At 63.5% G+C, this 19,347-nt stretch carries 18 protein-coding genes and 2 tRNA genes; 18 read left to right on the top strand and 2 right to left on the bottom strand.

The genetic code is table 11. The features are described from left to right. Window position 1: 1 nt before the first annotated feature. Window positions 2–1,675, bottom strand: coding sequence for an electron transfer flavoprotein-ubiquinone oxidoreductase (locus M3I56_RS05865; RefSeq protein ID WP_254352939.1), 1,674 nt, complete (start codon window positions 1,673–1,675; stop codon window positions 2–4). Window positions 1,676–1,851: 176 nt separating this feature from the next. Here M3I56_RS05865 and M3I56_RS05860 point away from each other — a divergent pair, with 176 nt between their 5' ends. Both M3I56_RS05860 and M3I56_RS05855 read left to right on the top strand, forming a co-directional pair. Then, entirely contained in the window at window positions 1,852–2,631 is a 780-nt protein-coding gene (locus M3I56_RS05860) for an SDR family oxidoreductase (protein WP_028204260.1), read from the top strand. A gap of 64 nt (window positions 2,632–2,695) precedes the next feature. After that, window positions 2,696–3,136 (top strand): thioesterase family protein, encoded by a 441-nt coding sequence (locus M3I56_RS05855; protein ID WP_028204259.1) that lies wholly within the window; start codon window positions 2,696–2,698, stop codon window positions 3,134–3,136. 21 nt (window positions 3,137–3,157) lie between these two features. Here M3I56_RS05855 and M3I56_RS05850 read toward each other — a convergent pair whose 3' ends face one another. Further along, entirely contained in the window at window positions 3,158–3,730 is a 573-nt protein-coding gene (locus M3I56_RS05850) for a LuxR C-terminal-related transcriptional regulator (RefSeq protein ID WP_254352938.1), read from the bottom strand. A gap of 257 nt (window positions 3,731–3,987) precedes the next feature. Between M3I56_RS05850 and M3I56_RS05845 the strand changes: the two genes are divergently transcribed. The 16 genes from M3I56_RS05845 (at window position 3,988) to M3I56_RS05770 (ending at window position 19,254) form a co-directional block, all read left to right on the top strand. Next, window positions 3,988–4,707 (top strand): CoA transferase subunit A, encoded by a 720-nt coding sequence (locus tag M3I56_RS05845; RefSeq protein WP_254352937.1) that lies wholly within the window; start codon window positions 3,988–3,990, stop codon window positions 4,705–4,707. Window positions 4,708–4,722: 15 nt separating this feature from the next. Then, window positions 4,723–5,364, top strand: a complete 642-nt coding sequence (locus M3I56_RS05840; RefSeq protein WP_028204256.1) for a CoA transferase subunit B — start codon at window positions 4,723–4,725, stop codon at window positions 5,362–5,364. 159 nt (window positions 5,365–5,523) lie between these two features. Beyond that, complete coding sequence (locus M3I56_RS05835) at window positions 5,524–6,417, top strand: alpha/beta fold hydrolase (protein WP_254352936.1); 894 nt, start codon at window positions 5,524–5,526, stop codon at window positions 6,415–6,417. A gap of 96 nt (window positions 6,418–6,513) precedes the next feature. Continuing rightward, window positions 6,514–6,867, top strand: coding sequence for a RidA family protein (locus M3I56_RS05830; RefSeq protein ID WP_028204254.1), 354 nt, complete (start codon window positions 6,514–6,516; stop codon window positions 6,865–6,867). A 78-nt stretch (window positions 6,868–6,945) separates the two neighbouring features. Continuing rightward, entirely contained in the window at window positions 6,946–9,195 is a 2,250-nt protein-coding gene (locus tag M3I56_RS05825) for a bifunctional (p)ppGpp synthetase/guanosine-3',5'-bis(diphosphate) 3'-pyrophosphohydrolase (RefSeq protein WP_254352935.1), read from the top strand. A gap of 86 nt (window positions 9,196–9,281) precedes the next feature. Continuing rightward, window positions 9,282–9,358: transfer RNA gene (locus M3I56_RS05820), tRNA-Val, on the top strand. Window positions 9,359–9,648: 290 nt separating this feature from the next. Continuing rightward, entirely contained in the window at window positions 9,649–11,556 is a 1,908-nt protein-coding gene (gene thrS, locus M3I56_RS05815; protein ID WP_254352934.1) for a threonine--tRNA ligase, read from the top strand. Between the two features lie 50 nt (window positions 11,557–11,606). After that, the gene (gene infC, locus M3I56_RS05810; RefSeq protein WP_084068824.1) at window positions 11,607–12,128 is read left to right on the top strand and encodes a translation initiation factor IF-3; all 522 of its coding nucleotides are present in this window, start codon (window positions 11,607–11,609) and stop codon (window positions 12,126–12,128) included. A gap of 292 nt (window positions 12,129–12,420) precedes the next feature. Beyond that, window positions 12,421–12,618, top strand: coding sequence for a 50S ribosomal protein L35 (gene rpmI / locus M3I56_RS05805; protein ID WP_004191477.1), 198 nt, complete (start codon window positions 12,421–12,423; stop codon window positions 12,616–12,618). Between the two features lie 30 nt (window positions 12,619–12,648). Further along, complete coding sequence (gene rplT / locus M3I56_RS05800; RefSeq protein WP_004192938.1) at window positions 12,649–13,008, top strand: 50S ribosomal protein L20; 360 nt, start codon at window positions 12,649–12,651, stop codon at window positions 13,006–13,008. 223 nt (window positions 13,009–13,231) lie between these two features. Beyond that, the gene (pheS, locus tag M3I56_RS05795; protein WP_254352933.1) at window positions 13,232–14,245 is read left to right on the top strand and encodes a phenylalanine--tRNA ligase subunit alpha; all 1,014 of its coding nucleotides are present in this window, start codon (window positions 13,232–13,234) and stop codon (window positions 14,243–14,245) included. A gap of 109 nt (window positions 14,246–14,354) precedes the next feature. Beyond that, a complete protein-coding gene (gene pheT / locus M3I56_RS05790; protein ID WP_254352932.1) occupies window positions 14,355–16,811 on the top strand; it encodes a phenylalanine--tRNA ligase subunit beta in 2,457 nt (818 codons plus the stop codon). Window positions 16,812–16,902: 91 nt separating this feature from the next. Then, on the top strand, window positions 16,903–17,313 hold the full coding sequence (locus M3I56_RS05785; RefSeq protein WP_028204248.1) for an integration host factor subunit alpha: 411 nt from the start codon (window positions 16,903–16,905) through the stop codon (window positions 17,311–17,313). Window positions 17,314–17,496: 183 nt separating this feature from the next. Beyond that, window positions 17,497–17,895 carry a MerR family transcriptional regulator gene (locus tag M3I56_RS05780; protein WP_028204247.1) on the top strand — a complete coding sequence of 133 codons (399 nt, stop codon included), beginning with the start codon at window positions 17,497–17,499 and terminating at the stop codon, window positions 17,893–17,895. 93 nt (window positions 17,896–17,988) lie between these two features. Beyond that, a tRNA-Pro gene (locus tag M3I56_RS05775) sits at window positions 17,989–18,065 on the top strand. A 250-nt stretch (window positions 18,066–18,315) separates the two neighbouring features. Beyond that, complete coding sequence (locus M3I56_RS05770) at window positions 18,316–19,254, top strand: DMT family transporter (protein WP_254352931.1); 939 nt, start codon at window positions 18,316–18,318, stop codon at window positions 19,252–19,254. Window positions 19,255–19,347: the final 93 nt, after the last annotated feature.

The raw sequence follows: 19,347 nt of genomic DNA, 5'->3' as shown, positions 1-19,347 counted from the left end.
CTTACATGTTCGGATAGTTCGGGCCGCCGCCGCCTTCGGGCGTGACCCACACGATGTTCTGCGTCGGGTCCTTGATGTCACAGGTCTTGCAGTGCACGCAGTTCTGCGCGTTGATCTGCAGGCGGTCGCTGCCGTCGTCGTTCTTCATGAACTCGTACACCGCGGCCGGGCAGAAGCGCGCTTCGGGGCCCGCGTAGGTGCGCAGGTTCACGTTCACGGGCACGCTCGCGTCCTTGAGCGTCAGGTGCGCCGGCTGGTTCTCCTCGTGGTTCGTGTTCGAGATGAACACCGAGGAGAGCCGGTCGAACGTGAGCTTGCCATCAGGTTTCGGATACTCGATCGGCTTGCACTGCGAAGCGGGCTTGAGCATCTCGTGGTCGCGATGCTGGTGATGCAGCGTCCACGGCACATTGCCGCCCAAGAGCTTCTGCTCGATGCCCACCATCAGCGTGCCGAGGTACAGACCCTTGCTCATCCACTGCTTGAAGTTGCGCGCCCTGTACAGCTCCGTGTAAAGCCACGACTGCTTGAACGCTTCCGGGTAAGCCGCGAGTTCATCGCTCTGGCGGCCCGCCTGCACGGCTTCGAACGCCGCATCCGCGGCCAGCATGCCGGTCTTGATCGCCGCGTGGCTGCCCTTGATGCGCGAGGCGTTCAAAAAGCCCGCGTCGTCGCCCACGAGCGCGCCGCCCGGGAACACGAGCTTGGGCAGCGACATCAGGCCACCCGCCGTGATCGCGCGCGCGCCGTACGACACGCGCTTGCCGCCTTCCAGGTACTTGCGGATTTCCGGATGCGTCTTGTAGCGCTGGAATTCCTCGAACGGCGAGAGATACGGGTTCTGGTACGCCAGACCCACGACAAAGCCCACCATCACCTGGTTGTTGTCGATGTGGTACAGGAACGAGCCGCCGTAGGTGTCCGATTCGAGCGGCCAGCCCGCGGTGTGGATCACGAGGCCGGGCTGGTGCTTCGAGGGATCGATTTCCCACAGTTCCTTGACGCCGATGCCGTAGACCTGCGGATCCGAATCCTTGCCGAGCTTGAACTTCTCGTTCAGTTGGCGGCCCAGGTGCCCGCGGCAGCCTTCGCAGAACAGCGTGTACTTCGCGTGCAGCTCCATGCCGAGCTGGAAGTTCTCGGTAGGCTCGCCGTCCTTGCCGACACCCATGTTGCCGGTCGCGACGCCCTTGACCGACCCATCGTCGTTGTAGAGCAGTTCGGCGGCCGGAAAGCCCGGGAAGATTTCCACGCCCAGCGCCTCGGCCTGCTGGCCCAGCCAGCGCGTGACATTCGCGAGGCTGATGACGTAATTGCCGTGGTTCTTGAAGTTGTCGGGCAGCGCCCAGTTCGGCACAGATTTAGCCCCCGTTTCGGAAAGAAAAAGGAACTTGTCCTCGGTTACGGGCACGTTCAGCGGTGCGCCTTGTTCTTTCCAGTCCGGAATCAGCTCATTCAAGGCGCGCGGATCCATGACCGCGCCCGAGAGGATATGCGCCCCGATTTCCGAGCCTTTCTCCAGCACGCAAACGCCGATTTCAGCGCCTTTTTCCGCGGCCAGCTGCTTCAGGCGGATCGCGGCAGACAGCCCGGCGGGGCCACCACCGACGATCACCACGTCGTATTCCATCGACTCGCGTGGGCCGTATTGCTCCAAAAGACTTGCGGGGGTCATCAATGCTCCTCTTGCCATTAGAATGCTTTTTTCGGGTTCGTATTGTCGGGTAACGTTCCCCGTGCCGCAACCCAACAGGCTAACATTAGCACGACCGTTCTATTCTGTGGCGTCAGATTTGGCGGGCCGACCCCGCCGCGTTCTGGCGCTTATTCACCTCTGAACAGGAACCGGAAATGGGCCGTTCGATCAATCTGGAAGGCAAGGTTGCGATGATCACGGGGGCTTCCAGCGGGCTTGGCAAGCGCTTCGCCCAGGTGCTCTCGCAGGCTGGTGCAAAAGTCGTGCTGGCAAGCCGCCGCGTGGAGCGGCTCAAGGAGTTGCGCGCCGAAATCGAGGCGAGCGGGGGCGCCGCGCACGTCGTCTCGCTCGACGTGACCGACTACCAGAGCATTCGCTCGGCGGTAGCGCACGCGGAAACCGAGGCGGGGACCATCGACATCCTCGTCAACAACTCGGGCGTCTCCACGACGCAAAAGCTCGCCGACGTCACGCCCGCCGACTTCGAGTACGTGTTCGACACCAACACGCGCGGCGCCTTTTTCGTGGCCCAGGAAGTTGCCAAGCGCATGATCATGCGCGGTAACGGCGGCGGCCCGAAGCCGGCGTACCGCATCATCAATATTGCTTCGGTGGCGGGTCTGCGTGTGCTGCCGCAAATCGGCCTGTACGCGATCAGCAAGGCCGCGGTCGTGCACATGACGAAGGCGATGGCGCTCGAATGGGGCCGACACGGCATCAACGTGAACGCCATCTGCCCAGGCTACATCGACACGGAGATCAACCACCACCACTGGTCGACAGAGCAGGGGCAAAAGCTCGTTTCGATGCTGCCGCGCCATCGCGTTGGCAAACCCGAGGACCTGGACGGCCTGCTGCTGCTGCTCGCCGCCGACGAGTCGTCGTTCATCAACGGTTCGATCATCACCGCCGACGACGGCTTCGGGCTCACCTGAACCCAGGCGAGTCCGGCCGCCGGCAGGCATTCCGCTTTTCGCAACAACACGAAGTTGAAGTGCAATGAGTGACTACCACCCCGTATTTGAAATGACCATGCCGATCCGCTGGGGCGACATGGATGCGTTCGGCCATGTGAACAACACGGTCTATTTCCGTTACATGGAGCAGGTGCGGATTTCCTGGTTCGAGCATCTGGGCGTGGCCGCGGAAAGCGGCGACGGTCAGGGGCCCGTGATCGTCAATGCTTCGATGGAATTCCTCAAGCAGCTGCATTACCCCGGCGACATCGTGTGCACGATGACGGTCGGCCAGCCAGGCCGCAGCAGCTTCGACACCGGTTTCGAACTGCGCCGCGCCGACGAGCCGGACACGCTCTACGCGCGCGGGAACGCACGCTGCGTGTGGATCGACTACGCGGCGGGCAAGTCGGTGCCGATTCCCGACATGCTGCGCGCGACCATCGAGCATGCGGGACTGGTCAAGTCTGATCGGGTAGGCTGAGCGCCCATATGTCGCGCGCCCTTACTGGCCGAGCAGCCGCTGCAGCAGCTCGGTGGCGTTGCCGGTGTCGTACTTGCGCATGAGGCGCGCGCGATAGACATCCACGGTGCGCGGGCTGATCTCGAGAATTCGCCCGATCTGCTTGCTGGTCTTGCCGGTAACGAGCTGCGCGGCGATCTCGCGTTCGCGCGGCGTGAGTTCGATGGCCACGCGCCGCGTCGCGCTCAGGTCTTCAAACGTCCAGACGCCCGCCGCGTGCGGCTCGGCGCGATCGAGCGAGCGCCCCGTGACGTGACACCAGAAGAGTTCGCCATTGGCGCGCTTCATGATGCGGTCGTCGGCGTAACTGCCATGCGCCGTCATGATCGGCGGGATGCGTGCGCCAATGCGCTCGAATTCGTCCGCCGAAGGGTAGAGCAGCTGGAACGACTGGCCGATCAGCGCCTCGCGCGCGCAACCGAAGATGGCGGCGACCTGGTCGTTGCAATCGACGATGGTGCGCTCGCGCGCGAGCACGAGGCCGATGGGCGCGAGATGGAACGCGGTCTGGTAGTCGAGAGCGGAGCGTTCGACGGGTTGGGTGGGAGCGGCCATGGCGGACGGTGCGGGTATTGCTTTATGTAGTTTTGCGTATTGTGCCGCATCGGGGGGCCAGCGTACGCTTTGCACCCATCGGAGGGGCAGTTTTCCACGCTCGCGCGGCTCGTTTGGGCCCGGGCGCGCAGCCCGGCCGGGCTGCCCGCTTCACGGCAACGCCGCCGGGGCATGACTAGAATTGAACATCCGGACGCGCTAGACGTCCGCGCGACAAACCGGATTGGCGGATTTCCATTCGAGGAAGGGACACACTGATGAACAAGGTCTACAAAAGCGCGGCTGCCGCGCTCGAGGGCATCGTCAAGGACGGCCAGACATTCGCGGTCGGCGGCTTTGGGCTGTGCGGCATTCCCGAAGCCCTGATCGCCGCACTGCGCGATACGGGCGTGAAGGGCATCACCTGCATCAGCAACAACGCGGGCGTGGACGGCTTCGGCCTCGGGCTGCTGCTGGAGACGCGCCAGATCAAGAAAATGATCTCGTCGTACGTGGGCGAGAACAAGGAATTCGAGCGCCAGTATCTGTCGGGCGAACTCGAACTCGAATTCACGCCGCAAGGCACGCTGGCTGAAAAGCTGCGCGCGGGCGGCGCCGGCATCCCGGCGTTCTTCACGAATACCGGCTTCGGCACGCTGATCGCCGAAGGCAAGGAAACGCGCCAGTTCGGCGACAAGCACTACGTGCTCGAGCATTCGCTCACGGCAGATGTCGCGCTCGTGAAGGCGTGGAAGGCCGACAAGTCGGGCAACCTGGTCTTCCGCCGCACGGCGCGCAACTTCAACCCGATGTGCGCGATGGCGGGCAAGGTCACCGTGGTGGAAGTGGAGGAGATCGTCGAGAACGGCGCACTCGATCCGGACGCCGTTCATACGCCGGGCATCTTCGTGCAGCGCATCGTGCTCAACGCGCACCCGGAAAAGCGCATCGAACAACGCACCGTGCGCGCCGCAGCTGGCAAACCCGCGGGCAACTGAGGAAGGAGACCGACCATGGCATGGAATCGTGACGAAATGGCCGCGCGCGCGGCGAAGGAACTGCAGGACGGCTTCTACGTGAACCTCGGCATCGGGCTGCCCACGCTCGTGGCCAACCACGTGCCCGCGGGCATGGAAGTGTGGCTGCAGTCGGAAAACGGCCTGCTCGGCATCGGCCCGTTCCCGACCGAGGACGAAGTGGACGCCGACATGATCAACGCCGGCAAGCAGACCGTGACGACGCTGGCGGGTTCGTCGATTTTCTCTTCCGCAGACTCGTTCGCGATGATTCGCGGCGGCCACATCAACCTGGCGATCCTCGGCGCGATGCAGGTGAGCGAGAAGGGCGACCTGGCCAACTGGATGATCCCCGGCAAGATGATCAAGGGCATGGGCGGCGCGATGGACCTCGTGGCGGGCGTCGGCCGCGTGGTCGTGCTGATGGAGCACGTGGCGAAGGGCGACCAGCACAAGATCCTCGAAGCCTGCACGCTGCCGCTTACGGGCGTGGGCGTGGTCGATATCATCATCACCGACCTCGGCGTGATGGAAGTGAGCGACGCGGGGCTGAAGGTGACCGAACTCGCGCCGGGTGTGACGGTCGACGAGATCAAGGCGAAGACCGGCGCGCCGCTCGACGTGAGCGCCGTGGGCTGAACGTCGTAGCGTAAGCATGATTGGCGGCGGGCGAGACTTCGGTCTCGCCCGTTTCGTTTTTGCGTACGGTTTGCGTGCGGCTTTGCCGACGATGCCGGGCGGCAAAGGCGTTTACAATCGGCCGAAAGCCTTGATGCGCCTTCGAGCGAGGATTTCGCGATGACCGAATCGACCGCAGTGCCGCGCCAGCAGTACGTCCAGTGTCTCAGTCCCGCGGGCCTGCACCGCATCGCGTACACCGAGTGGGGCGACCCCGCCAACCCGCGCGTGCTCGTGTGCGTGCATGGACTCACGCGCTCGGGGCGCGACTTCGACCGCTTTGCCGCCGCGATGGCCGACCAGTATCGCGTCGTGTGCCCGGACGTGGCCGGGCGGGGGCTGTCATCGTGGCTGCTCGACCCGCGCGGCTACGGCGTCGCGCAGTACGTGGCGGACATGGTCACGTTGATCGCGCGCACGGGCGTGGAGAAGGTGGACTGGTTCGGTACGTCGATGGGCGGCCTGATCGGAATGGCGCTCGCGGGGCTGCCGGGCGCGCCCATTGGCCGCATGCTGCTCAACGACATCGGGCCGCAAATCGAACCCGCGTCGCTCGCACGCATCGGGGAGTACGTCGGGCGCGCCGAGCCATTCGCTACGCTCCAGGAAGGCATCGACAATGCGGCGCTTCTCGCGGCCTCGTTCGGCCCGCTGAGCGCCGATGAATGGCGCGAGATCAATACGCCGTTGCTGCATGAAGTCGAAGGCACGTGGCGCTACCGGTACGACCCGCGCATTGCGGAGCCCTTCAAGTCGGCCACGCCCGAGCAGAACGAGGAGGGCGAGAAGTTCCTGTGGCGCTCGCTCGCTACGTTCGAAGGGCCTGTGCTCGTCGTGCGTGGCGCGCTTTCGGACCTGCTTTCGCGCGAAACGGTCGCGAAGATGGTCGCGACCGGGCGCCGTGTATCGAGCGTCGAAATCGAGGGCGTAGGGCATGCGCCGGCGTTCCTCGCGCCCGACCAGATCGCGATCGCGCGCCGTTTCTTCGACGGCGAGGCCCTTCGCGCGTCATAATATGAGATTCGCCGGCATATTCCTGCGCGCGCCGATGCGCGCTGGATCGTGCCGGCCCGGAAGTTGACCGTTTTTCACTTCTCAACAGGAATTTTCATGGCAGTCATTCGTCACCACGTTGGTCCACGTCTTTCGGAAACCGCCATCCACAATGGCACCGTCTACCTGGCTGGCCAGATCGCGGAAGAGACCAAGCAGGACATCGCCGGCCAGATGCGCGAAGTGCTCGGCCACATCGACCGCCTGCTGGGTGAGGCGAACAGCGACAAGTCGCTGCTTCTCTCGGTGCAGATCTATATCGCCGACATGAAGGATTTCCCCGGCATGAACGCCGAGTGGGACAAGTGGGTCGCGCAAGGCGCGACGCCGCCGCGCGCGACGGTCGAAGCGAAGCTCGCGAATCCGGAATGCCTCGTCGAGATCGTCGTGGTGGCTGCGCAGCGCGATTGAGCGCGAGTCGTTCAGTCGGCGCAGTTTGATTGACCCTTTTCGTTGTCGCCCGTCCGGCAAGCCGGCGGGCATCGCCTCATGAGCAGCGACACCGTTCCTCCCGCATCCGCGGTTTCCGCCAATACCGGCGCGCTGCCGTCGCTCGACGACGCGCTTGCGTTCGTGCGCGAGCACGCTGGTGACGCACGTCTTTCCACGGGCGAGCCGCTCATCGAGCATGCGCAGGGCACGGCATTCATCATGAGCCGGCTCAACGTCGATCCGCCCGCGGTGCTCGCTGCGGCGCTCTTCAATCTCGCGCCGCATCTCGACGATCCGGAAGGCGCGCTCGAAGCGCGTTTCGGCGCGGAAGTCGCGAAGCTCGTGTTCGACGTGCGCAAGCTGTTGCGGCTCGGCACCGTGAGCCTGCGCGCGGCGCAGCATGCCGTGCCCGAAGCGGGCCGCGAAAGTCGCGACGCCCAGGCGGCGCGGCGCGCGCAGGTCGAATCGCTGCGCAAGATGCTGCTGGCGTTCGCGCAGGACATCCGCGTCGTGCTGATCCGGCTCGCGTCGCGCCTGCAGTCGCTGCGCTTTTATGCAGCGGCGAAGATCACGCCGGCGCCCGAGATCGCGCACGAGACGCTCGAGATCTACGCGCCGCTCGCCAACCGTCTCGGCATCTGGCAACTGAAGTGGGAACTCGAAGACCTCGCGTTCCGCTTTCAGGAGCCCGATACCTACAAGCGCATCGCGAAGCTGCTCGACGAAAAGCGCGTGGAGCGCGAGAGCTACGTGTCCGAGGCGATCGCGCGGCTGCAAAGCGAGCTTGCCGCGGCGCATATCCAGGCCGAGGTGAGCGGGCGGCCCAAGCACATCTACAGCATCTGGAAGAAGATGCGCGGCAAGGAGATCGACTTCTCCGAGCTTTACGACGTGCGCGCGTTCCGCGTGATCGTGCCCGACATCAAGGATTGCTACACGGTGCTCGGCATCGTGCACAACCTCTGGCAACCGGTGCCGAAAGAGTTCGACGACTACATCTCGCGGCCCAAGCCCAACGGTTATCGCTCGCTGCACACGGTGGTGATCGGCGACGACGGCCGCGCGTTCGAGGTGCAGATCCGCACGCAGGAGATGCATCAGTTCGCCGAATACGGCGTGGCTGCGCACTGGCGCTACAAGGAAGCCGGTGCGAAGGGCTACGGCGGGCAGTTCAGCGCGAGCAGCAGCTACGACGAGAAGATCGCGTGGCTGCGACAGCTGCTCGCCTGGAAGGACGATGTCTCGGATGGGCGCCAGCCGTGGGAGCAGTTGCGCCAGGCCACGCTCGACGACGACCACATCTACGTTCTCACGCCCCAGGCGCGCGTGATCGCGCTGCCGCAGGGCGCAACGCCGCTCGACTTCGCCTATCACCTGCACAGCGAACTGGGCCATCGCTGCCGCGGCGCGCGCGTGGACAGCGCGATGGTGCCGCTCAACACCCAGCTTCGCAACGGCCAGACGGTCGAAATCGTCTCGGTGAAAGAGGGCGGGCCGTCGCGCGACTGGCTCAATCCGCAGCTTGGTTATCTGCAAAGCCCGCGTGCGCGCCAGAAGGTCCGCGCGTGGTTCAACGCGATCGAGGCGGAGGAAAACATCGCCAACGGCCGCGCGATGGTGGAAAAGACGCTGCAGCGCGAGGGTCGCACGTCGGTCAGTCTCGATCAGCTCGCGGCCAAGCTGGGCTTCAAGTCGCCCGACGACCTCTTCAGCGTGGTCGGCAAGGAAGAGTTCAGCCTGCGCAACGTCGAGCACGCGCTGCACGACGCGCCCACAGCCGAGCCCGAAGAGGAGACGCCCGAGCAGCTCACCAAGCGCGCGAGCGGTGCGAACGTCGCGCATGGCGGGTCGTCGGGCGTGCTGGTGGTGGGTGTGGACGCGCTCCTTACGCAGCTCGCCCGCTGTTGCCGGCCCGCGCCGCCCGACGCGATCAGCGGTTTCGTCACGCGCGGCAAGGGCATGTCGATCCATCGCCGCGACTGCCCGACGTTCCGGCGCATGGCCAACCGCGCGCCCGAGCGCGTGCTGCACACCACGTGGTCCGCCGACGTGATGGGCGGGCGCGGCCAGTCGGTCTACCCGGTCGATATCTCGATCGAGGCCACCGACCGCCAGGGTTTGCTGCGCGACATCTCCGAAGTGTTCGCACGCGAGAAGATGAACGTGATCGGCGTGAAGACGCAGTCGCGCCGCAATGCAGCGTACATGCAGTTCACCGTGGAAGTGTCGAATTCGGCGCAGATCCAGCGCGCCTGCGTGCTGCTGGGCGAGGTGGGCGGGGTGCAGCGGGCGTCGCGCCGGGGTTGAGGCGGCCAGGCGAGGCGGCCAAAGATTGCCGCGCTGCAAAAAATACTTGCCAAGTCTGCGGCTGCTTCATATAATCTTCCTTCTTCAGGCTCGTAGCTCAGCTGGTTAGAGCACCACCTTGACATGGTGGGGGTCGTTGGTTCGAGTCCAATCGAGCCTACCAACGAAATCGAGTCCTTGGCTTTGCCGGGGGCTCAAGGCAGTAAATGCACAAAGCGCGCTGCGCCTGCAAAGGAAGCGCCATAAGGCGAATACGGTTATGACACCGCGAACGTTTACCGAAACTACTTCGGAGCGACGCTAGTCGAGGACCTCTTTCGCCTCTGCAGTCAGGTTTGAAAAGTGAATGCGGCCCCTCGAAAGCGGGGCCGCATTTTTTTTCGCTGTGAAGTTTTCCGCAGTCTGTTCCCACGAACAATACGATGTGCCTGCGCGGCACTTCTGGAGAAAAACATGGTTGCGATACGTCTGCCCGACGGTTCGGTTCGACAGTACGATCATCCCGTCACGGTCGCCGAAGTGGCGGCTTCGATTGGCCCCGGTCTCGCCAAGGCGGCGCTCGGCGGCAAGCTCGACGGCGAACTGGTCGATACGTCGACGCTGATCGATCGTGACGCATCGCTCGCCATCGTCACCGACAAGGACGGCGACGGCCTTGACATCATCCGTCACTCGACGGCGCACTTGCTCGCCTACGCGGTGAAGGAGCTTTATCCGGAAGCGCAGGTCACGATCGGGCCGGTCATCGACAACGGCTTTTACTACGACTTCGCGTACAACCGTCCCTTCACGCCCGAAGATCTCGAAAAGATCGAAAAGCGCATGCAGGAGCTCTCGAAGAAGGATGAGCCGGTGTCGCGCCGCGTCGTCACGCGCGGCGAGGCCGTGGATTACTTCAAGAGCATCGGCGAGAAGTACAAGGCCGAGATCATCGAATCGATTCCGGGCGACCAGGACATCAAGCTGTACTCGCACGGCGGCTTCACGGACCTGTGCCGCGGCCCGCACGTGCCGTCCACGGGCAAGCTCAAGGTCTTCAAGCTCATGAAGGTCGCGGGCGCCTACTGGCGCGGCGACTCGAAGAACGAGCAGCTGCAGCGCATCTACGGCACGGCCTGGACGAAGAAGGAAGACCAGGACCAGTACCTCCACATGCTCGAAGAGGCCGAAAAGCGCGACCACCGCAAGCTCGGCAAGCAGCTCGACTTGTTCCACATGCAGGACGAGTCGCCCGGCATGGTGTTCTGGCACCCGAAGGGCTGGACGCTCTGGCAGCAGGTCGAGCAGTACATGCGCGGCCGCCTGCGCGTGGCCGGCTACGACGAAATCAAGACGCCGATGATCATGGACCGCTCGCTCTGGGAAGCGTCGGGTCACTGGCAGAACTATCGTGAAAACATGTTCACGACGGAGTCGGAAAAGCGCGACTACGCGATCAAGCCGATGAACTGCCCGGGCCACGTCCAGGTGTTCAACCACGGCCTGCGCTCGTATCGCGATCTGCCCCTGCGTTACGCGGAGTTCGGCTCGTGCCACCGCAACGAGGCGTCGGGCGCGCTGCACGGTCTCATGCGCGTGCGCGGCTTCGTCCAGGACGATGCGCACATCTTCTGTACGGAAGACCAGATCATCAGCGAGTCGATCGCCTTCAACACGCTGGCGATGAGCATCTACAAGGATTTCGGGTTCGATCACATCGATATCAAGCTCTCGCTGCGCCCGGATTCGCGCGCGGGGACGGATGAAACGTGGGATCGCGCCGAGCAGGGCCTGCGCGAGGCGCTCACGGCCTGCGGCCTGCAGTGGGAAGAACTGCCGGGCGAGGGCGCGTTCTACGGTCCGAAGGTCGAGTACCACATCAAGGACGCGCTCGGCCGCTCGTGGCAGTGCGGCACGCTGCAGCTCGACATGGTCCTGCCGGAGCGCCTTGGCGCCGAGTACGTGGCCGAGGACAACAGCCGCCGCCGCCCGATCATGCTGCACCGCGCCATCCTCGGTTCGATGGAGCGTTTCCTCGGGATTCTGATCGAGCACCATGCCGGCGCGATGCCGCCGTGGCTCGCTCCGGTGCAGGCGGTTGTGATGAATATCGCGGAAAGTCAGGCCGAATATGCCGCGAATCTGGCCCAATCGTTGCAAAAACAAGGGGTTAGAGTGGTGGCCGATTTGCGCAACGAGAAAATTAGCTATAAAATACGCGAGCACACGCTTGAGAAGGTTCCATACCTGCTTGTCGTCGGCGACAAGGAGCGTGAAGCGCAAACGGTAGCCGTGCGTGCCCGTGGCGGTGTCGATCTGGGTGTCATGCCCGTCGAGGCCTTTACCGCGCGTCTTGCGGAAGACGTCAAGACGTTCAAGTAAGCCACTGTGGCAGCGCGGCTCGTTTTTTTAATTTTTAGAGGAAACGTAACATCGCTACGGATAAGTCGCATCGCATCAACGGTGAAATCACTGCACCCGAGGTGCGTCTCGTCGGAATCGAGAACGAGCCGCTCGGCATCGTAAAGCTGGCCGATGCGTTCCGAATGTCGGAACAGCAGGACGTCGATCTGGTTGAAATTGCTCCTCAGGCGGTGCCTCCCGTATGCCGCTTAATGGACTACGGCAAGTTCAAGTACCAGGAATCGAAGAAGCAGCACGAGGCCAAGCTCAAGCAAAAGGTCATCCAGGTCAAGGAAGTCAAGTTCCGCCCGGGTACCGACGACGGCGATTACAACGTCAAGCTGCGCAATCTCATCCGCTTCCTCGATGAAGGCGACAAGACGAAGATCACGTTGCGTTTCCGGGGCCGCGAAATGGCCCACCAGGAAATCGGCATGCGCATGCTCGAACGCCTGCGCACCGACCTCGAAGAAGTCGGCCAGGTCGAGCAAATGCCGAAGATGGAAGGGCGCCAGATGATCATGGTGCTCTCGCCCAAGAAGAAGAAGTAATTGGCGTGCCGCGCGGCGCTGTCTGCGCGGCGGTCAAAAGCAGTTTTCAATGACGTCTTCGGCGCCGTGGTGCGCAGAAGGCGGCAAGCAGGTTCCGGAACGGCGCCCGCACGCTGCACGTGAAGTGCGGCAAACGGGCGTTCTTCCTGAAAGCGGCGGCGAGCTTGTTTTTCAAAAGCCAGCCAGTCGCCAAAACAAGTGGAGTGGGTTTCGAAGGGCGGAGTCCCGGCAAGGTGTGCGAACACCGCGCCAACCGCACACCCATGTCCATCAAATAATGGAGTTGTCTGTCATGCCGAAGATGAAGACCAAGAAGAGCGCTGCAAAGCGCTTCGTGGTTCGTCCGGGCGGTACCGTCAAGCGCGGTCAAGCCTTCAAGCGTCACATCCTGACCAAGAAGACCACCAAGAACAAGCGTCATCTGCGTGGTGCAACGGCCGTTCACGATTCCGATCTGAACTCCGTGCGCGCAATGCTGCCGTTCGCGTAATCCTCAACCGATAACTCATAGGAGCGAAACATGCCTCGAGTCAAACGTGGGGTTACCGCACGGGCCCGTCACAAGAAGATCATCAACCTGGCCAAGGGTTACCGCGGCCGTCGCAATAACGTCTATCGCATCGCCAAGCAGGCGGTCATGCGCGCAGGCCAGTACGCCTACCGTGATCGCCGTAACAAGAAGCGTGTGTTCCGCGCACTGTGGATCACGCGTATCAACGCGGCGGTGCGTCAGCACGACATGACCTACAGCGTGTTCATCAACGGCCTGAAGAAGGCTTCGATCGAACTCGACCGCAAGGTTCTGGCTGACATGGCTGTGTTCGACAAGGCTGCATTTGCTGCGATCGTCAAGCAGGTGAAGGCCGCCGTCGCTGCCTGATAGCAGGTATTGCGCAGGTTCGTTGCAGCAGACATTCCGGTAGTCTCGGTGATGCTGCAACAAAAACGGGGCTCCTCACCGAGCCCCGTTTTTGTTGGTAATTACGCTTCTTGCGCCGCTTCACGGTGTGTCTTCGCGCCGTCATTGCCAGGCTTCATGATGGCGTGCCGTGAGCGCGGAGAGGCTCCAAGTCTCAAACTCTGACGCTGAAAAGATGGGATCAATGGATCTGGACCAGATTGTCGCCGACGCGCAAAGCGCGTTCGCTGGCGCCCCCGACGTCAACACGCTTGAAAACGAAAAGGCCCGCTTTCTTGGCAAGTCCGGCGCGCTGACCGAACTGCTCAAGGGCCTCGGCAAGCTCGACGCGGAAACGCGCAAGACCGAAGGCGCGCGCATCAACGCCGTCAAGCAGCAAGTGGAAGCTGCGCTGGGCGCGCGCCGCCAGGCGCTCGCGGACGCGCTCCTGAACCAGCGGCTCGCCGCCGAGGCGATCGACGTCACGCTGCCAGGCCGCGGCACGGGTACAGGCAGCCTGCACCCCGTGATGCAGACGTGGGAACGCGTCGAGCGCATTTTCGGCTCGATCGGTTTCGACGTGGCCGACGGTCCCGAGATCGAAACCGACTGGTACAACTTCACCTCGCTCAACAGCCCGGAAAACCATCCGGCGCGCTCCATGCAGGACACGTTCTACGTGGACGGCAAGGACGCCGATGGCCGTCAGCTTTTGTTGCGCACGCACACGAGTCCGATGCAGGTGCGCTATGCGCGCACGCACACGCCGCCCATCAAGGTGATCGTGCCGGGCCGCACCTATCGCGTGGACAGCGACGCCACGCACTCGCCGATGTTCAACCAGGTCGAAGGCCTGTGGATCGAAGAGAACATCAGCTTCGCAGACCTGAAGGGTGTCTACACCGACTTCCTCAAGAAGTTCTTCGAACGTGACGACATTCAGGTGCGCTTCCGTCCGTCGTACTTTCCGTTCACGGAGCCGTCGGCCGAAATCGACATGATGTTCGAGCAAGGCAAGAACGCCGGCAAGTGGCTCGAGATCTCGGGCTCGGGCCAGGTGCATCCGACCGTGATCCGCAACATGGGCCTCGACCCGGAGCGCTATATCGGCTTTGCGTTCGGCAGCGGCCTCGAACGCCTGACGATGCTGCGTTATGGCGTGCAGGACCTGCGCCTGTTCTTCGAAGGCGATCTGCGCTTTTTGCGTCGCTTCGCCTAGGCGAAGCGACGCATTCGCTTGCAGCGCGCGAGGCGGACGCAGCACCTGAAGAAGGTGCGCGAGAACCCGCCTACGCGACGGTCACAATCTGTCTGGAACGTAAAACCAAATGCTATTCCCCGAATCCTGGCTGAGAAGCTTTGTCGATCCGAAGCTCACGACCGATGAACTGGCCCACGCGCTCACCATGGCCGGCCTCGAAGTCGAAGGCCTGAGCCCGGCTGCGCCGCCCACCACGAAGATCGTCGTGGGGCGCGTGCTCGAAGTCGTGAAGCACCCGGACGCGGACAAGCTCAACGTCACGCAGGTCGATGCCGGCACCGGCGCGACGCTGCAGATCGTGTGCGGCGCGCCCAACGTCGCGCCCGGCATCAAGGTGCCCGTGGCGCTCGTGGGCGCCGAGCTGCCGCCCGCCGAAGAAGGCGGCAAGCCTTTCGCGATCAAGCTCTCGAAGCTGCGTGGCGTGGAAAGCCAGGGCATGCTGTGTTCGGCGCGCGAACTGAAGCTCTCGGAAGACCACAGCGGCCTGATGATCCTGCCGGAAGATACGCCGATCGGCCAGGACATCCGCGAAGCGCTGAATCTCGACGACACCATCTTCGAAATCAAGCTCACGCCGAACAAGGCCGATTGCCTTTCGGTGTACGGCATCGCGCGCGAAACGGCCGCGATCACCGGCGCACCGCTGCAGGCGCCCGTGTATCCGAAGGTCGAAGTGAAGCTCGATGAAAAGCTGCCCGTGAAGATCTCGGCGCCGGACCTGTGCGGCCGCTTCTCGGGCCGCGTGATCCGCGGCGTCAACGCGCACGCGAAGACGCCGATGTGGATGGTCGAGCGCCTCGAGCGTTCGGGCCAGCGCAGCATCTCGGCGCTCGTCGATATCTCGAACTACGTCATGCTCGAACTCGGCCGCCCGTCGCACGTGTTCGATCTCGACAAGATCCACGGCTCGATGGACGTGCGCTGGGGCAAGAAGGGCGAAATGCTCAAGCTGCTCAACGGCAATACCGTCGAAGTCGACGAAACCGTGGGCGTGATCGCCGACGACCGCGAGATCGAAAGCCTCGCGGGCATCATGGGCGGCGACAGCACGGCCGTCACGCTCGACACCACGAACATCTATCTCGAAGCCGCCTTCTGGTGGCCGGACAGCATTCGTGGCCGCTCGCGCCGCTACAACTTCTCGACCGATGCAGGCCATCGCTTCGAGCGCGGCGTGGACTGGTCGACGACCGTCGAGCACATCGAGCGCATCACGCAGCTGATCCTCGATATCTGCGGCGGCGCGGCTGGCCCGATCGACGATCAAACCGTGAACGTGCCCAAGCGCGAAGCGGTGAAGTTGCGTGTGGCGCGCGCGAACCGCATCATCGGCGTAAAGATCGGCGCCGACGAGATCGCGCAAATTTTCACGCGCCTCGGCCTCACGTTCACGCGTAGCGTTGACAATGCGGGCGACGAGAGCTTTAGCGTCACGCCGCCGCCGTACCGTTTCGACATCGAGATCGAAGAAGACCTGATCGAAGAAGTCGCGCGTATCTACGGCTTCGAAAAGATTCCGGCGTTGCCGCCGGTGGCGCGCAGCGAAATGCGCGCGACCAATGAGACGCGCCGTTCGATCCACGCGATTCGTCACGCGCTCGCCGCGCGCGACTACGCCGAGACGATCAACTTCAGCTTCGTCGATGCCGAATGGGAACAGGACTTCGCGGGCAACGCGAATCCCGTGAAGCTGCTGAACCCGATCGCGAGCCAGCTCTCGGTCATGCGCACGACGCTGTTCGGCAGCCTCATCAACGTGCTGCGCCACAACCTCAACCGCCGCGCCGACCGCGTGCGCGTGTTCGAGGCGGGCCGCGTGTTCCTGCACGATCCGTCGATCAAGGCGAGCGAGATGGCGGTGGAAGGCTTCGCACAACCGAAGATGATTGGCGCGCTGGCCTACGGTCCCGCGCTCGAAGAGCAGTGGGGCGCGCAAGCGCGCGGCGTGGACTTCTTCGACGTGAAGGGCGATCTCGAAGCGCTGTTCGCAGCGCTGGGCGCCGCGAAGACGCCGCGTTTCGTGAAGGCAGAACACCCCGCGCTGCACCCGGGCCGTAGCGCGCGCATCGAAATCGATGGCCGTGCGGTGGGCTGGATTGGCGAGCTGCACCCGCGCTGGATGCAGAAGTACGACCTGCCTCATGCACCGATGCTCTTCGAGGTCGAGGCCGACGCACTGATGGCGCGCGAACTGCCAACGCCTGGCGAAGTCTCGAAATTCCCGCCGGTCCGCCGTGACATCGCTCTTGTTGTCGATCAAAAGATCGAGGTGCAAGCACTGCTCGACGAGTTCCAGAAGGGCATGCAAGACGAGCCTTGCCGGATTGTGCAGAGGGTTGCGCTTTTCGATGAATTTCGTGCAAAATCAAATACTTCCGGACTTGGCGCGGACGAGAAAAGCCTTGCCTTCCGGGTGACCCTGCAAGATACTGGCGGAACCCTTCAGGACGAAACGGTCGATACGGCCATCAAGTCCCTGGTGGATCGCCTGGCTCGAGTGTATGGCGCCCGGTTGCGCGGATAAGCTCCTCGGCTCTTCACGTACCGACATCGGCTTCCGGTTTGCGAGGCAGCAAATCAACCCCGCAACCGGCAGCGCGCCATTTCATAGATAGATGAACGAAATGAACTCGAGTGATTTCGAAGCCCTTCTTGCGGCACAGCGTAGCGCCATGATTCGCGACATTCCTGCCTCGTCGGCAAGCGCCACGAACGACACGCCCACGCTGACGAAAGCCGAACTCGCTGAGCTGCTGTTCGACAACGTCGGTCTCAACAAGCGCGAAGCGAAAGACATGGTCGAAGCCTTCTTCGAAGTGATTCGCGACGCGCTTGAAAGCGGCGACAGCGTGAAGCTGTCCGGCTTCGGCAATTTTCAGTTGCGTGACAAGCCGCAACGACCCGGCCGTAACCCGAAGACGGGCGAGGCGATACCCATCGCGGCGCGTCGCGTAGTGACGTTCCATGCGAGCCAGAAGCTGAAGGCGCTCGTCGAGAGCGGCGCCGAGGCGAGCTTCCCGCGTTGAGGCGTTGAGGTTGTTTGCCCGCGCCGGTACGCCCGCGCCGGTATGCCCGCGCCGGTACGCCCGCGCCGGTACGCCCGCGGCGATGGCAATATGGCGGGCGTGAACGAATAAGTAGAAATAGCAGACTTCAAGGACCCAGGCGGCGACGCCTCATTGCGCAACCACCACGACGGCAACCCGGCGATGACATCGACAAGCGAAAAGGTCGTCTTGCCTCCTATCCCCGCCAAGCGCTACTTCACCATTGGCGAGGTGAGCGAGCTGTGCGGCGTGAAGCCTCACGTACTGCGGTATTGGGAGCAGGAGTTCACGCAGTTGAAGCCGGTGAAGCGGCGCGGCAATCGTCGCTATTACCAGCATCACGAGGTATTGCTGATCCGTCGCATTCGCGAACTGCTCTACGAGCAGGGGTTCACGATCAACGGCGCGCGCAATCGGCTTGACTCACATGGAGCGGCGGCCGGTGAAGCGGGGCAGTCCGAAGCGGCGGGCGCGCCGGTTGCCGAAGGCACGACCGCGCTCGTGGACGTCGATCAGTTGCGCAAGGAATTGCTGCATGTGCTCGATGCGCTCGGGCGCTGAAACACCGCTCTGAACGCATGCATGCGAGTCGTTCACGATTTACGCGCGAAGCGGTTCTAATTGGAGAAACTCTCTGTTATACTTTCTAGCTCTCGGGGCGTAGCGCAGCCTGGTAGCGTACCTGCATGGGGTGCAGGTGGTCGGAGGTTCAAATCCTCTCGCCCCGACCAGAATAGAGCCCGCGTAATCGAAAGATTACGCGGGCTTTGTCTTTTGTGCGCCGCGAAACAAACACAAGCAAACACAATAAGCATACGAACGAGACCGCAAGATCCGGCTGTTAATTTTTCTCACATATCGGTGAGAATCCTTCGTTATACGGCGCGTGCCGCTCGCCTTACGATACGCGTACTTTCGCGCCGGTGATTCGTGCAATCGCGCGCCCGCGCGCAACCCCGTGCTCATCCAGCGCCACTTCATATGAACCCGATCGAACTCGCGCAACTGGTTTTCCTTGCTGCCCTTTGGGGTGGGTCGTTTCTGTTCATCCGCGTCGGCGTGACCGACTTCGGCGTCGCGCCGCTGATGGCGCTGCGCGTCGGCATCGGCGCGCTGTTCCTGCTGCTCGTGCTGTTTTCACGGCGCCCCGCACGCGAAGCGCTCGGCACGCTGCGCGAACGCGCGTGGCCGCTTTTCATTGTCGGCATCCTCAATTCGGCCGCGCCGTTTTGTCTCTTCGCGTGGGCCGAGCTCACGCTCTCCGCGGGCGTCACGTCCGTGATCAACGCGACCACGCCGCTGTGGGGCGCGGTCGTCGCGTATGTCTGGCTCAAGGATCGTCTGAGCGGCCTGCGCGTGGTCGGGCTGGCGATCGGCTTCGCGGGTGTGCTCGCGCTGGTGTGGGATCAGGTCGTGACGCACGCCGGCGACGGCGCGTCATCCACCAGCGCTGCGCTCGCCGCCCTCGCGGCGCTGGTCGCAGCGGCGCTGTACGGCGTTGCCGCGAGCTACACGAAGCGCCATCTCACGGGCGTCGATCCGCTCACGGTCGCTGCCGGGACGATGACGGGCGCAACGCTCGTGCTCGCGCCGTTCGCCGTGGCAACCTGGCCGGCTACGCCCATCTCGCTGCATGCGTGGGGCGCGGTGCTCGGCCTTGGCGTGGCGTGCACGGGTGTCGCGTATTTGCTGTTCTTCCGCCTGATCGCAGCGGTGGGCCCGGCGCGCGCGATTACGGTCACGTTCGTGATCCCGATCTTCGGCATTCTGTGGGGCGCTCTCTTTCTCGGCGAGCGCGTGTCGATGGGCATGGTCGAGGCATGCGCGGCAATTCTCGTGGGCACCGCGCTCGCAACGGGATTCGTGAAGCGCTTGCCGGGATTCTCCGCGCGCCGCAGCGGCGCAGGCGCGGAACGCTAGCAGGGTAGCGCCCGCACGGCGCGCTCGAAGCGGGTGCGTGGCGAGCGCCATGCAGGCGAGCCGCAACGCACTGCCGTACGAGCTGGATCGCAA

The organism is Paraburkholderia sp. CNPSo 3281 (assembly GCF_024206515.1).
GTDB classification, from domain to species: Bacteria; Pseudomonadota; Gammaproteobacteria; order Burkholderiales; family Burkholderiaceae; genus Paraburkholderia; species Paraburkholderia nodosa.
This window is presented reverse-complemented; position numbering and strand designations above follow the sequence as displayed.